The organism is Gordonia sp. GONU (assembly GCF_024733855.1).
Classification (GTDB): domain Bacteria; phylum Actinomycetota; class Actinomycetes; order Mycobacteriales; family Mycobacteriaceae; genus Gordonia; species Gordonia amicalis.
On sequence record NZ_JANRHB010000017.1, the window covers coordinates 24,103 to 37,455 of the forward strand.

The window sequence follows — 13,353 nt, forward strand, 5'->3', positions numbered from 1 at the left end:
TCAGGCGCCCGCGCCGGGTTTTTTCACGGGACGTCGCGAGGGGGTTGCTGCGGGTTCCTCGTCGGGTTCCCGCCGGGTAGGTGCTCGCCCAGCCGGTTGCCGCCCGGTTGGTTGCCAGCCGGTTGGTTGCCGCCCGGTTGGTTGCCGCCTGGGCGGCTGTCACCCAGTTCGTGTTTGTGGCCGGGGGTGTCCAGGGGACGATCGTCGCGGCGTTCGGCCTCGGCCCGGACGTCGGGATCGAGTTTGTCGGCGTGGGCGAGCGTGCTCTGTACTTCGTCCCGCTTCTCGGCGGCGTGGCCTTCGTGGGCGCGAGCCTGTTCATTGAGTCGTCGGGCCTCGGCGGCCTTGGCATCGGCCTCGGCCTGGACCTTGCGCGCGTGCGCCTGCGCCTCTTGCGCGGTGGCCTCCCGCCGGCGCAACTCCGACATGTCGCCGGCCGCGTTCTCGCGGATGCGCTGGGCCTTCGTGCGCCGGAGATCTCTGCGCTTCCGTAGGAAGAACAGCAGTGCGACTAGCAGGATGATCACGACGATCACGGCGATGATGATCCACAGGGCGGTGTCCACGGTGTCCTCCTCAGACGGAAAGCATGGTCGGCACCGGGTACCCAGAAACCGGCGCCACGAACCGGGACAAGTGCGGTGGGAAGGCCGAGTCGGCGGGGTACGGTCTACGTCATGATCGCGCTCCATGCGCTGGTCCCGCCCGCGCTGCGCGGTTACCGGCTCGCGTGGCTGCGTGCCGACGTCGTGGCCGGAGTGACCCTCGCGGCCGTCGCGATCCCAGAATGCATGGGGTACAGCTCGATTGCGCATGTGCCGGTGTCGGCTGGGTTGTACACCATCATCCTGCCGGCGGTCGCCTTTGCGTTGCTGGGGGCCTCGCGGCTTCTCGTCGTGGGCGCGGACTCCGCAACCGCGGCACTGCTGGCGTCGGGTATCGCCGGTATCGGCGTCGTCGGGGTGGAACCCGATTCGCCCGAGTGGTTGGCTTGGGCATCGCTGATCGCCCTGGTCACGGGGGTGTTCCTGGCGCTTGCGCGGCTGCTGAGACTGGGATTTCTCGCCGACTTCCTCTCCACCGCGGTTCTGGTGGGCTTCCTCGCCGGGACCGGCCTCACGGTCATCGTCGGGCAGGTTCCCGGAATGGTCGGCCTGCCGCGAGCCGAGGGCTGGGTGTGGGAGCGGTGCGCCGCGATCGTCGACCGTCTGGGCTCGATCGACTGGGCATCGACGGCGTTCGCGGCCGCGTCGCTGGGCGTGCTGCTGGTGGCGCGGCGGGTTCTCCCTCGATCACCCGCGGCATTCGTCCTGGTGGTGGCATCCATCGTGCTGGTCGCGGTGTTCGGCTGGGACGACGACCTGCCGGTCGTCGGAACCCTGCGCGGCGACATGCCGCATTTCGGTCTGCCCACCGGGTTGGGATGGGATGCCGTGCCCAAGGCGGCGACCGTCGCGTTCGGCTGCGCGGTGGTGATCCTGGCCCAGAGCGCGGGCACGGCACGAGGACTCGCGCACAAGCACGGCGAGACCACCGACGTGAACCGCGACATGGTCGGCCTGGCGGCGGCCAACATCGTTGCGGGACTGAACTCTACGTTCGTGGTGAACGGAAGCCCCACCAAGACCCAGTTCCTCGAGGAGCAACGCGGCCGCACCCAGGTCGCCAACCTGACCATGGCCGCGACGGCACTGGCCGCGGTCGCCTTCCTCGGCCCGGCGCTGGCCCACCTGCCGCATGCCGTGCTCGCCGCGATCGTGTTCCTGGTCGCGATCGACCTCATCGACGTGCACTCGTTCCGTCGGATGTGGCGGATCCGCCGGATCGAGTTCGGGATCGCGGTGCTCACCGCGGTCGTCGTCGTGGTGTTCGGGGTGCAGAACGGGATTCTGGCCGCGATGGTGGTGTCGTTGCTGGAGATCATCCGCCGGCAATACCGACCGGAGAGGTTCGTCGTCGGGGTGTCCGATCACGGACGTGCGCGAGAATATCGGCCCGCTCGGGGCGGCCAGCAGTCCATGCCGGGCCTCATCGTGTTCCGCTACGACGCAGATCTGTTCTACGCGAACGTCAATCGATTCGCCGACGACGTCGTGGCGCTCGTCGAGTCCGCCCCCGATCCGGTGCGCTGGCTGGTCCTCGACTGCACGGTGATCTCGTATGTCGACTACTCGGCAACCGGTGTGCTCGACGACCTCGTCGCGTTCGTGCATTCGCGGGACGCCCATTTCGTTCTCGCCGGCGTCGATCCCGAACTCGAGGGCATGTTGCGTGCGCAGGGACTCCTCGAGGACTTCGACCCGGCGCATGTCTTTCCGACCGTCGGCGCGGCAGTCCGGGCGTTCGAGGCCGCCTATCCCACAGGCGAGTCACAGGAGCCGCCTCCGGCGACGCCCGAGGGGCTCATGGGCGGCGAGAAGGCCGAGGATGACACCGCCGAGACGGACAACGGGTGAGTGCCTCACCGGCCCACCACTCGCCGACGTGACGTGGTTCGCAGGCGTAACCTCCCACGAATGAGCGAGTCCGCCGTCCGCAACATCGACCACCCCGAACAACCACCGGTACCCCGGAGTCGCATCGTCATCGCGTCGATGGTCGGTACGAGCATCGAGTTCTTCGACTTCTACATCTATGCCACCGCCGCGGTGCTGGTGTTCCCGGTGCTGTTCTTCCCGTCCGGTGACGAGACCGCGGCGTTGTTGTCGTCGTTCGCGACCTTCGGACTTGCCTTCGTGGCGCGGCCCATCGGCTCGGTCCTGTTCGGCCACTTCGGTGACCGGGTCGGCCGCAAGGCGACGCTGGTCGGGTCATTGCTCACGATGGGTGTCGCGACCTTCGTCATCGGCCTGCTGCCCACCTACGACTCGGTAGGCTATCTGGCCCCGGCCCTGCTGGCGCTGATGCGCTTCTGCCAGGGTCTCGGTCTCGGCGGGGAATGGTCTGGCGCAGCGCTTCTCGCGACCGAGACCGCCGAGAAGGGCAAGCGGGCCTGGGCCGCCATGTGGCCGCAACTGGGCGCGCCGATCGGGTTCCTCTTCGCCAACGGCACCTTCCTGCTGTTGATCTACGGCCTCGACTTCGACGCCAAGACCTCCGCCTCCGACCACGCGTTCATGACATGGGGATGGCGAATCCCGTTCCTCGCCAGCGCGATCATGGTCGCCGTCGGCCTGTACGTGCGCCTGAAGCTCACCGAGACACCGGTGTTCGCCAAGGCGGTGGAAGAGGGCAAGAAGGTCAAGGCGCCGCTCGCCGAGGTGGTGAAGTCCAACTGGCGGGAGCTCGTCGCGGGCACCTTCATCATGGTCGCGACGTACACGCTCTTCTACATCGTGACCACCTGGATCATCTCCTACGGCACCGGCAAGGTCACCGACGCGTCGGGTGTGAAGCTGTCGATCGGCTACGCCGACTTCCTCGAGCTGCAACTCATCGCCGTGCTGTTCTTCGCTGCGTGCGTGCCGATCTCGGGTCGTCTCGCCGACCTGTTCGGCCGTCGCGCCTTCCTCCTCGTGGTCACGGCGGCGATCATCGTGTTCGGACTCTGCTTCGAGCTGATCCTCGACCCGTCGTCGATGACCGACGGCACGATGCTGTTCTTCCTGATCCTCGGCATGACCCTGATGGGTCTGACGTTCGGGCCGATGAGCGCGATCCTGCCGGAACTGTTCCCGACCAACGTCCGCTACACGGGTTCGGGGATCTCCTACAACGTGGCCTCGATCATCGGCGCCGCGGTCGCGCCGTTCATCGCGACGTGGATCGTTGCCGACTTCGGTGTGGGCTGGGTCGGTGTGTATCTCGCCGTCGCCGCCTGCACGACGCTGATCGCCCTCTTCAGCGTCCGGGAGACCAAGACGGTCGACCTGACCGAGGTCTGAGGTCCGGCACCGGCTGCCGCGAGGTGCCGGCCGTGTCCGACCCGCGGCGTACCGTCGGTGGCGTGAGATTGATCGACGTGGTTCAGACGTCCTCCGATGTCGCGCGCGACCGCTCACGCACCCGCAAGACCGAGGTGCTGGCCGGGTTGCTGGGCACCGCCACCGATGCCGAGCTCCCCATCGTGGTCGCCTGGCTGTCCGGCGAGATACCGCAGGGCAGGTTGGGTGTCGGCTGGCGATCACTGTCGAAGCTCGTGTCCGAACCGGCCGGGGAGCCGTCCCTCGAGGTCGCCGAGGTCGACGCCGCATTCGGCGAACTCGCTTCGGCGAGCGGACCGGGTTCGACGAGCCGCCGCGCCGAGATCCTCAGCGCGATGTTCGGCGCCGCCACCGAACCGGAGCAGAAGTTCCTGGTCGCCTTGCTGACCGGCGAGTTGCGGCAGGGCGCGCTGGCCGGGGTCATGACCGACGCGATCGCGAAGGTCACCGGTGAACCGCTGACCGCGGTGCGTCGTGCGCACATGCTCACCGGATCGTTGCCGGAGACCGCGGCGCTCGCTCGCTTCGGCGCCGAGGCGCTGGCGGGAGTGGGACTCGAGGTCGGCCGCGCCGTCGAACCGATGCTCGCGACTCCCGCCGACAACCTCGACGCCGCCCTGGACCTTCTCGGCCCCGACCTCATCGTCGACTACAAGCTCGACGGCGCGCGAATCCAGGTGCACCGCAAGGGCGCCGACGTCTCGGTGTACACCCGCACACTCCGCGACGTCACCGACAACGTCCCCGACCTCGTCGAGGTCATCGCCGGACTGCCCTGCGACTCGGTCATCCTCGACGGCGAGACCCTCATGCTCAGCGACGACGGACGGCCGCGGTCGTTCCAGGACACGATGAGCCGGTTCGGTTCCGGGCCCACCGCGGCCGGCGAGCCCGAACGGCTGCTCAAGCCGTTCTTCTTCGACTGCCTGCACCTCGACGGCGTCGACCTCATCGACCGCCCGCTGTCCGAACGTCTCGCCGCGATCGACTCGATCGCCCCGCAGCTGCGGATTCCGGCGGTGACACGTCCGACCGCCGAGGAGGCCCAGCGCCACTTCGACGCCGCGATGGCCGACGGCCACGAGGGCGTGATGGTCAAGTCCCTCGACGGACTCTATGTGGCCGGCCGTCGCGGAAAGGCCTGGCAGAAGGTCAAACCCACGCACACCTTCGATCTCGTCGTGCTCGGTGCCGAGTGGGGTTCGGGCCGCCGGACCGGCTGGCTGTCGAATTTACATCTCGGCGCCCGTGACCCCGAGACCGGCGAACTCGTCATGGTGGGCAAGACGTTCAAGGGTCTCACCGACGAGATCCTCCGATGGCAGACCGAGGAGTTCCCGAAGCACGCCACGCATCGAGACGCTCACACCGTCTACCTGCGCCCGGAGATCGTCGTCGAGATCGAACTCGATGGTGCGCAACGCAGTTCGCGCTACCCCGGTGGTGTTGCACTCCGCTTCGCGCGCGTCGTGCGGTACCGGCCCGACAAGAACCCCGACCTCGCCGACAGCATCGACGCGATCCGGGCGCTGCTCAAGTAACGGTCAGCTCAACGACAGCTGGGCCACCGGAGCGCTGGTCGGTTGCGTCGAACCCCCGGGCGGTTCGACGGTGAACGCCAGGGCGTCGGCCGTGTTGATCCCGGACAGGACCGCGGTGGTGACCGGTTCGACGTCCGCGTCGGTCATGGTGCCGGCCGAACGTGTCCCGCCGGGACCCACGAGCCACATCTGGTACACCGTGCCCGGCTTCGGTGGCGGCACCGAATTCATCACCAGCACAGCGGTATCGGCGGACTGGGCCAGGTAGATGGTGGCGCTCCCGGTGGCGACCGGAGCACTCGTGGACCGCAGGTCGCCGGCCGAGAACACCTGCTCGGCCGGTGAGGCGACGGGTGGGGTAGTAGCGGGTTCGTCCGAGTTCGACAGTCCGATGGCCCAACCGAGCGCGCCGACCGCGATCGCGGCCACGGCGGCGGCGGTGAGGTAGGTGAAGCGACGTGACCGGTTGGGGCGTCGGGCGTCGAGGTCCGCGAGCGGTTCGACGGGCACAGATGGCGCCGACTCCGGCGCGCCGACCCCGGGCTTCTCCACGATCTCGACGGACGGGCCGGGCACGCGGGCCGACGGTTCCTCGAGTCCCGCCTCGGCCCGCGCGGCAGCGAGTACCCGATCGCGCAGGGACGGTGGGGGCGGAGTCGCAGTGGCCGCGCTGATCGCGGCCATGGCCTCCCTGGTGGCCCGGACCTGCTTGGCGAACAGCTCGCGAAAGTCCCCGGGAGCGGAGGCAACCCGCGCCTCGATGTCGCGCAACTCATCGGAGGACAGTGCGTTCAGCCCGACGACCGGCGCCAACTCGAGCAATTCGGCTTCCTCGGGATCGAGATGATCAGTCATCACCCACCCCCTGCCCTCGGTCTCGTACCGCGTTCACCTTCTGCTGCTGTCCTTCCGCTGGGCGGCAGATGTCCGCCCGCAGCCGCGGACGCAGAGCCTCGACGCTCATAGTGGTCCGGGCGAGGCTCATGCCTCTTCTTCGGACTCGACGACCCACTCGGATGGGTCGGGCACCCTCACATGCGGGCGGGGACCCCGCCGGGCATCGGCTGGTCGGTGGGGACGATCTCGGCGCCCAGCGGGAGCAGCGAGATCGGCACCATCTTGAAGCTCGCGATGCCGAGCGGGATGCCGATGATGGTGATGCAGAGGGCGAGGCCGGTGGCGATATGGCCCAGGGCGAGCCACAGTCCGGCGACGATGATCCAGATGATGTTGCCGATCATCGAACCCGCGCCGGCGGTGGGTTTGCGGACGACGGTGCGGCCGAACGGCCAGAGTGCGTAGTTGGCCATCCGGAACGACGCGATGCCGAATGGGATGGTGATGATCAGGATGCAGCAGATGATTCCGGCGACGACGTAGCCGATCGCCATCCACAGGCCGCACAACAGCAGCCAGATGACGTTGAGGATGGTCTTCATCAGTCCATTGTGTACGCGTCGGCGCGCAGTGGGGTCAACAGCGTGACGACGCCGACCCGCGCCCTGACGGACGGGTCACATTACGATGGGACGTCATGGGAGCGCGGTCGGTTCGGACACGTGAAGCGGTGTGGGCGTTGGTCGCCACGCTGGTCCTCGTCATCCGCATCCTCGCGACGATCGCCCTGGTTGTGTTCGTGATCGGCTGGGCGGTCGCGGCCGTCCGCGGCTCCCTCGACAACGCCTTCCTCTGGCCGGCGATCGGCGCCGGTGCCGCGCTCCTGCTGAGCACCTATCTCTATGGCCATCTGCGGGTCCGGTATCCCCGCCACAACGGCTGGATTCCGTAGGTTCGCCCCTGCGGACCCGTGTGCGGCAGGATGCGTGCATGGGTCGACTCTGTCTGTGGTTGATGCTCGCGGGAAGTGTGATCGCGATGCTGACGGCCGCATTGTTCGAAGGACTCTTCGGGGCCGGGCTTCGGTGAGTTCTACGCGATCTCCTCACCTGCCGGAGGGCCCGTCACTGTCTCGGAACCCGGCCGATACCTCGTCGTCGCGGCCGTGGGCGCCGTGGTGGGGTTGCTGACCGGCGTGGTCCTCGGTATCGCCGGCGCACGGATCGACGAACGACGCCGCCTGGGTGTCACCGCCGTTGCGGGCCTTGGAGGTTGTGCGGTGGGAGTTCTTCCGGCTTTGGCACCGGCGTACAACGCAGCCGACTTGCCCGGCGGGATGACGCCGATGGTGCTGTATGCGGTGAGTGGTGCCGTTGCCTACGGTCTGGCAGTGGCTGCGGTGTTCTGGGTCCTGCGCGCGGGAGGTGATCCCGCAGCGCGAGCCACCGCCAGGACCACGGCTATCGTGCTGCCCGTCGGCGCGGTGGTCGCGACCTTGGCCGGTATGGGTAGCGCATGGCTTCTGGGGTTCTCCACCACCACCTCGACGTGGCTCGTGGTGGTGTCCGTGGTCCTGGTGTTCCTCACCGTCACGTTCGCGGCCGCGCGTGTGCTCGGGATTCGTTCGCACGAAACCGGGTGAGGCCGAATGCCGTCGGCTGACGTGCTGGTGGGGGCTTCGACGCGGTGCCTCGCTGCGCTCGGAACCGGCTCAGCCGGCGGGGGGTGGATCGGTTCGGCCGGCGGGTCGCTGAGTCAGGCGCGCCTACCCAACCTGGCGAGCAGGGTGGTCTGGCGATCGGCGCCGGCGGGCACCTCGAGGCGTTCGCAGACCCCTTCGGAGTAGAGCGCGTCCCCGAAGCCGTCGGCGGCGGTCTCCATCTCGGTGAGCTGGTCGTCGGTGAAACGATGATCGAGGCCGGCGGCCGTGGCGACATCCCACCGATGGGCGATCATGTCGAAACCGTAGAAGCGGATCATCGTTTCCCCGATGGTGGTCGGACCGAAATGGCCGTCGAAGGCACGGTCGGCGATGGCCGGATCGGCGAGGCGGGAGGCGACGGCGTCCCGATGGGTCTGCCAGGCCGCCGCGGGATCGTCGAACGGCGGGGTGGGACCGAGGTCGACGTCGTGTCCGGCGAAGAAGTCCCGCTGGCTGTCGACGACGTGCGCCACGACGTCGCGGGCCGTCCACCCGTCACACGGCGAGGGGTTGGACCAGGCCTCCGCCGGCACGGTCGCGAGGACCTCGCCGAAGCCGTCGGCGTAGGAGTTGTAGCGGTTCAGCAGTGGTGAATTGTCAGTGGTGGTGGTCATGATGACAGTCAAGCGCCAGGACAGGGGACGGTGATTGATGAAACCCGACAACTCGGGATCGACGCGCCTCGACGACGTCGAACGCGCTCACCTCGTCGATCCTGCGGACGCGGGCCGTCGCCGCATCGGCCGGTGGGGTCCGAGTCCGGACCTCGACGAGATGATGCGACGGTTCTGGGTGCCGGTCTGGTCGGTCCCGCCCGGGGCCGAGGCGCCGCAGCGCGTGCTGCAGTACCCGGTGTGCCTGCTCGTCATCAGCAAGACCTATGCCCGGTTCTACGGAGTGGTCACCGGCCTGTCGGAGACCGTGCTGACCGGCGACGGCTGGGCGGTCGGGGTGATGTTCACCCCCGGTGCCGGCGGATTGCTCGTCGGGGACGTCGCGCAGTGGACAGACCGGTTCGATGAACTGTCGGTGGTCTTCGGCGAGTCCGGCGACGGTCTGGCACGGTCGGTGCGTGCGGTGATGGAACGCGCGCCGGAGGACGAGGACACCCAGCGCGCCGCGACCGACGTCGTCGAGGACTGGTTGCGGGGATACCTCCCGATGGACGAGGACGGTCGTGTCGTCAACGCGATCGTCGACTGGGTCGAGAACGATTCGACGGTGGTCGCGGTCGCGCAGATCTGCGAGCGGTTCCACATGACCGAACGGAGCCTGCAACGACTCACCCGCCGCCGGTTGGGTCTGACACCCAAATGGCTCATCCAGCGTCGTCGCCTGCAGGAAGCGGCGGAACGTCTTCGCGAACCCGAGGAGACCCTCGCCACGCTCGCCGCCGAGCTCTCCTACGCCGACGAGGCCCATTTCGTCCGCGACTTCAAAGCCGTCACCGGAATGACGCCGCGGGAGTTCTCCTCGCGGTTCGCCTGACCAGGCCGAGTAGTCTCTAGACGCCGACACACCCCGATTGTTGCCGGGATCACAGTTTGCCAGGCAGAATCGTCGACATATGGCGAGCGACGGAGGGCGCATGACTGACGCGGCTGCGGTGGCGACACGCATCCGCCGCGCGTATGAGGAATTCCTCTCCGGCGTCACGCCGCCGTCGGATGCGGTGCGCTCCATCGTCCGTGATTCCTGGGCCCGTTCCCTGAGCCGCGGCATCGATCCCAGCGACGTCAACCCGGCCGACGGACTGCCGACCGGCGAATCGGTGCCGGTGATGACCGCCGACGAGTTCGCCGAATACCGGGCGGCACACCCCATCACCGCGGTCCGGCCACTGGTGCAGTCGCTGATGGTCGACGCGATCGCCGACACCGGCGTCGTCGTGGCCCTGACCGACCAGGTCGGGCGGCTGCTGTGGGTCGAGGGTGACTCCGCGGCCCGCGACAAGGCCGGCGACATCAACTTCGTCGAGGGCTCCGTCTGGAGCGAAGAGGCCGTCGGGACCAACGCTCCCGGTCTCGCCCTGGCCGTTGATCGGGGTGTGCAGATCGTCGGTCCCGAACACTTCGCCGGCCCGGTCCAGGAATGGAGTTGCGCCGCGGCTCCGGTGCACGACCCGTTCACCGGGCACGTCATCGGCGTGATCGACGTGACCGGCGGACGCGAGGTCGCGGCACCGTTCGCGCTCGCCGCAGTGCGTTCGGTGGTCGCCGCCGTGGAGCGGGAACTGCAGTCGAGTGCCGTGGATCTCGCCGATCCGGCGACCTTCCACGCGGGACTCCCGCGGTTGAGCGCCGCCCACCTCGCGGTGCTCGGTGACGGCCCGCATCGCTGGCGTCGCACCGCCGACGGGGCGAGTGCGCGCACCGTGTCCCCACGTCATGCCGAGATTCTCGTTCTGCTGCAAGCCTTTCCCGAAGGTCTCAACACCGAGCAACTCGCGCTGAAGCTCGCCGAGGAGGGGCTCGACCCGGTCAGTGTGCGGGCCGAGATCTCCCGTCTGCGGCGCGATCTCGGTGCCGACGTCGTCGCGAGCCGCCCGTACCGCCTCACCCTCGACATCTCCTCCGACATCTCCGACATCCGGGCGCGCATCGAAAGCGGGACCGACCTGCCGACGGTGGTCGACGATCTCGGCCGCGGCGGTCTGCTGGTCGAGTCGACGGCGCCCGGCATCGTCGAGATCTTCGAAGAACTGCGCGAGGATCTGCGTTCACGGCTGATCGCCGGCGGCGACGTCGCCGCGCTGCGCAAGTGGACCTCCTCCGTTCACGGTCGAGACGACCTCGCCGCCTGGCGCCGGCTCGAGCACCGACTCCCCGTCGGGCACCCCGACCGCGCTGTCGTCGGAGGTCGCATCAGGCTGCTCGACAAGCGCTACGGACTCTGACTCCGGTTGGCGTCTGGCCTGGTCAACGCACGTTGCGCACGTTGCAACCCTTGTGCAACCAGCCCGCACCTAGCGTGTGCAGCAGATCACATCGGATACCCGGGGTGTCCCATGTGACACGTTCCAGCCGCCCTCGAGAAGAGGCCGACACGCAAGGAGTGACCATGACCGTCTTCGCAAAGCCCGGTGCCGATGGCTCGGTGATGAGCTACGAGTCGCGCTACGACAACTGGATCGGCGGCCAGTGGACCCCGCCCGTCAAGGGTCAGTACTTCGAGAACCCCTCGCCGGTGGACGGCAAGACGTTCTGCGAGGTCGCCCGTTCGACCGCCGAGGACATCGACCTCGCCCTCGACGCCGCGCACAAGGCGGCGCCGGCCTGGGGCAAGACCCCCGTCGCCGAGCGTTCCCTCGCCCTGTTGCGCATCGCCGACCGCATGGAGGAGAACCTCGAGAAGCTCGCGGTCGCCGAGACCTGGGACAACGGCAAGGCCGTCCGCGAGACCCTCGCCGCCGACATCCCGCTGGCCATCGACCACTTCCGTTACTTCGCCGGTGCGTTGCGCGCCCAGCAGGGTTCGATCTCCGAGATCGACGAGGACACCGTCGCCTACCACTTCCACGAGCCGCTCGGCGTCGTCGGCCAGATCATCCCGTGGAACTTCCCGATCCTCATGGCGGTCTGGAAGCTCGCGCCGGCTCTCGCCGCAGGCAACGCGGTGGTGCTCAAGCCCGCCGAGCAGACCCCGGCATCGATCCTCTACCTGGTGAGTCTCATCAGCGATCTGCTGCCCGCGGGTGTTCTCAACGTGGTCAACGGATTCGGCGTCGAGGCCGGCAAGCCGCTCGCGTCGAGCAACCGCATCCGCAAGATCGCCTTCACCGGTGAGACCACCACCGGCCGCCTCATCATGCAGTACGCGTCGGAGAACCTGATCCCGGTCACCCTCGAGCTCGGCGGCAAGAGCCCGAACATCTTCTTCAACGACGTCATGTCCTCCGACGACAGCTTCCTCGACCGTGCGCTCGAAGGCTTCTCGATGTTCGCACTCAACCAGGGCGAGGTGTGCACCTGCCCGAGCCGCGCGCTGATCCAGCAGGACATCTACGACGAGTTCATCGCCAAGGCCGTCGACCGCGTCTCGAAGATCAAGCAGGGCAACCCGCTCGACACCGACACCATGATGGGTGCCCAGGCGTCGAACGACCAGTTCGAGAAGATCTCCTCGTACCTCGCCATCGGCCGGGACGAGGGCGCCCAAGTGCTCACCGGCGGCGAGGCCGCGGATCTCGGCGGCGACCTGTCCGACGGCTACTACATCAAGCCGACCGTCTTCCAGGGCAACAACAAGATGCGCATCTTCCAGGAGGAGATCTTCGGCCCGGTCCTCGCGGTCACCACCTTCAAGGATTTCGCCGACGCCATGCACATCGCCAACGACACCCTGTACGGCCTGGGCGCCGGCGTGTGGAGCCGTGACGGTGCGACCGCATATCGGGCCGGTCGCGAGATCCAGGCCGGTCGCGTGTGGACCAACACCTACCACGACTACCCGGCACACGCGGCCTTCGGCGGCTACAAGCAGTCCGGCATCGGTCGCGAGAACCACCTGATGATGCTCGAGCACTACCAGCAGACCAAGAACCTCCTGGTCGGCTACGCGCAGAACGCGAAGGGCTTCTTCTGATCTGGACCTTCCTGCTCCTTGAGTAGCCCGGAGCTTGCGGAGGGCGTATCGAAAGGACTCGCCAACCCTTCGAGACGCTCGCAAGCTCGCTCCTCAGGGGGCGGGGGACGCTCGCAAGCTCGCTCCTCAGGGAGCGGGAGACGCTCGCAAGCTCGCTCCTCAGGGAGCGGGGGACGCTCGCAAGCTCGCTCCTCAGGGAGCGGGGGACGCTCGCAAGCTCGCTGGTTCTGCTCCTTGAGTAGCCCGGAGCTTGCGGAGGGCGTATCGAAAGGACTCGCCAACCCTTCGAGACGCTCGCAAGCTCGCTCCTCAGGGAGCGGGAAAGGTGATTGAGAATGACCACCGAACAGAGTGCTCCTGATCGGGTGGTCGCCACAGACGCCGCCGTGCAGCTCTTGACCAAGTTGTCGGAGTTGCACGGCGGACTCATGATCCACCAGTCCGGTGGGTGCTGTGACGGCTCGGCCCCGATGTGTTATCCGGTGGGGGAGTACCGGGTCGGCCAGCGCGATGTGTTGGTCGGCGAGATCGAACTCCCCGAACCCATTCCGGCCGTGCGGGTCTGGATCAACGGTGACCAGTTCGAGTTGTGGAAGCACACGCAGCTCATCCTCGACGTCGTGAAGGGTCGTGGCGCCGGGTTCAGTCTGGAAGCGCCCGAAGGCGTGCGTTTCCTCTCGCGTGCGCGGGCGTTCACCGAAGAGGAGAACGAACTCCTCGCGGCGTCACCGCCGTTGACGGGTGCCACAGTCGGCGACTGAGTGAC

Annotated in this window: 13 protein-coding genes; 9 read left to right on the top strand and 4 right to left on the bottom strand. The window is 67.9% G+C overall.

Annotation, left to right across the window (positions count from 1 at the left end; all coding sequences use genetic code 11):
* Positions 1-23 precede the first annotated feature (23 nt).
* Positions 24-566, bottom strand: a complete 543-nt coding sequence (locus tag NWF34_RS15795) for a hypothetical protein (protein WP_258325472.1) — start codon at positions 564-566, stop codon at positions 24-26.
* Positions 567-677: 111 nt separating this feature from the next.
* On the opposite strand from NWF34_RS15795, the gene NWF34_RS15800 reads away from it, so the two are divergent.
* The 3 genes from NWF34_RS15800 (at position 678) to NWF34_RS15810 (ending at position 5,464) form a co-directional block, all read left to right on the top strand.
* On the top strand, positions 678-2,456 hold the full coding sequence (locus NWF34_RS15800) for a SulP family inorganic anion transporter (RefSeq protein WP_258325473.1): 1,779 nt from the start codon (positions 678-680) through the stop codon (positions 2,454-2,456).
* Between the two features lie 60 nt (positions 2,457-2,516).
* Positions 2,517-3,884 (top strand): MFS transporter, encoded by a 1,368-nt coding sequence (locus tag NWF34_RS15805; RefSeq protein ID WP_258325474.1) that lies wholly within the window; start codon positions 2,517-2,519, stop codon positions 3,882-3,884.
* A 62-nt stretch (positions 3,885-3,946) separates the two neighbouring features.
* Positions 3,947-5,464 carry an ATP-dependent DNA ligase gene (locus tag NWF34_RS15810; protein ID WP_258325475.1) on the top strand — a complete coding sequence of 506 codons (1,518 nt, stop codon included), beginning with the start codon at positions 3,947-3,949 and terminating at the stop codon, positions 5,462-5,464.
* A gap of 3 nt (positions 5,465-5,467) precedes the next feature.
* Here NWF34_RS15810 and NWF34_RS15815 read toward each other — a convergent pair whose 3' ends face one another.
* Together NWF34_RS15815 and NWF34_RS15820 are read right to left on the bottom strand one after the other, a co-directional pair.
* The gene (locus tag NWF34_RS15815) at positions 5,468-6,319 is read right to left on the bottom strand and encodes an anti-sigma factor (RefSeq protein ID WP_258325476.1); all 852 of its coding nucleotides are present in this window, start codon (positions 6,317-6,319) and stop codon (positions 5,468-5,470) included.
* A 176-nt stretch (positions 6,320-6,495) separates the two neighbouring features.
* The gene (locus NWF34_RS15820; RefSeq protein WP_024498946.1) at positions 6,496-6,903 is read right to left on the bottom strand and encodes a YccF domain-containing protein; all 408 of its coding nucleotides are present in this window, start codon (positions 6,901-6,903) and stop codon (positions 6,496-6,498) included.
* Between the two features lie 95 nt (positions 6,904-6,998).
* On the opposite strand from NWF34_RS15820, the gene NWF34_RS15825 reads away from it, so the two are divergent.
* Together NWF34_RS15825 and NWF34_RS15830 are read left to right on the top strand one after the other, a co-directional pair.
* Positions 6,999-7,253, top strand: a complete 255-nt coding sequence (locus tag NWF34_RS15825; RefSeq protein ID WP_024498947.1) for a hypothetical protein — start codon at positions 6,999-7,001, stop codon at positions 7,251-7,253.
* A gap of 213 nt (positions 7,254-7,466) precedes the next feature.
* Positions 7,467-7,943 carry a hypothetical protein gene (locus NWF34_RS15830; RefSeq protein ID WP_258325477.1) on the top strand — a complete coding sequence of 159 codons (477 nt, stop codon included), beginning with the start codon at positions 7,467-7,469 and terminating at the stop codon, positions 7,941-7,943.
* A 113-nt stretch (positions 7,944-8,056) separates the two neighbouring features.
* Here NWF34_RS15830 and NWF34_RS15835 read toward each other — a convergent pair whose 3' ends face one another.
* A complete protein-coding gene (locus NWF34_RS15835; RefSeq protein WP_258325478.1) occupies positions 8,057-8,617 on the bottom strand; it encodes a maleylpyruvate isomerase family mycothiol-dependent enzyme in 561 nt (186 codons plus the stop codon).
* A 37-nt stretch (positions 8,618-8,654) separates the two neighbouring features.
* Here NWF34_RS15835 and NWF34_RS15840 point away from each other — a divergent pair, with 37 nt between their 5' ends.
* From NWF34_RS15840 to NWF34_RS15855, 4 genes are all read left to right on the top strand, one after another.
* Positions 8,655-9,491, top strand: coding sequence for an AraC family transcriptional regulator (locus NWF34_RS15840; protein WP_243828565.1), 837 nt, complete (start codon positions 8,655-8,657; stop codon positions 9,489-9,491).
* A gap of 100 nt (positions 9,492-9,591) precedes the next feature.
* Positions 9,592-10,899 (top strand): GAF domain-containing protein, encoded by a 1,308-nt coding sequence (locus tag NWF34_RS15845; protein WP_258325479.1) that lies wholly within the window; start codon positions 9,592-9,594, stop codon positions 10,897-10,899.
* A 164-nt stretch (positions 10,900-11,063) separates the two neighbouring features.
* Positions 11,064-12,587, top strand: a complete 1,524-nt coding sequence (locus NWF34_RS15850) for an aldehyde dehydrogenase family protein (RefSeq protein WP_006438484.1) — start codon at positions 11,064-11,066, stop codon at positions 12,585-12,587.
* Positions 12,588-12,922: 335 nt separating this feature from the next.
* Complete coding sequence (locus NWF34_RS15855) at positions 12,923-13,348, top strand: DUF779 domain-containing protein (protein WP_024498953.1); 426 nt, start codon at positions 12,923-12,925, stop codon at positions 13,346-13,348.
* Positions 13,349-13,353 lie beyond the last annotated feature (5 nt).

Coding starts and splice junctions, on each gene's coding strand:
- NWF34_RS15840 (WP_243828565.1), top strand. CDS start 8,655: ATGAAACCCGACAACTCGGGATCGACGCGCCTCGACGACGTCGAACGC.
- NWF34_RS15855 (WP_024498953.1), top strand. CDS start 12,923: ATGACCACCGAACAGAGTGCTCCTGATCGGGTGGTCGCCACAGACGCC.
- NWF34_RS15805 (WP_258325474.1), top strand. CDS start 2,517: ATGAGCGAGTCCGCCGTCCGCAACATCGACCACCCCGAACAACCACCG.
- NWF34_RS15820 (WP_024498946.1), bottom strand. CDS start 6,903: ATGAAGACCATCCTCAACGTCATCTGGCTGCTGTTGTGCGGCCTGTGG.
- NWF34_RS15850 (WP_006438484.1), top strand. CDS start 11,064: ATGACCGTCTTCGCAAAGCCCGGTGCCGATGGCTCGGTGATGAGCTAC.
- NWF34_RS15800 (WP_258325473.1), top strand. CDS start 678: ATGATCGCGCTCCATGCGCTGGTCCCGCCCGCGCTGCGCGGTTACCGG.
- NWF34_RS15835 (WP_258325478.1), bottom strand. CDS start 8,617: ATGACCACCACCACTGACAATTCACCACTGCTGAACCGCTACAACTCC.
- NWF34_RS15825 (WP_024498947.1), top strand. CDS start 6,999: ATGGGAGCGCGGTCGGTTCGGACACGTGAAGCGGTGTGGGCGTTGGTC.
- NWF34_RS15845 (WP_258325479.1), top strand. CDS start 9,592: ATGACTGACGCGGCTGCGGTGGCGACACGCATCCGCCGCGCGTATGAG.
- NWF34_RS15815 (WP_258325476.1), bottom strand. CDS start 6,319: ATGACTGATCATCTCGATCCCGAGGAAGCCGAATTGCTCGAGTTGGCG.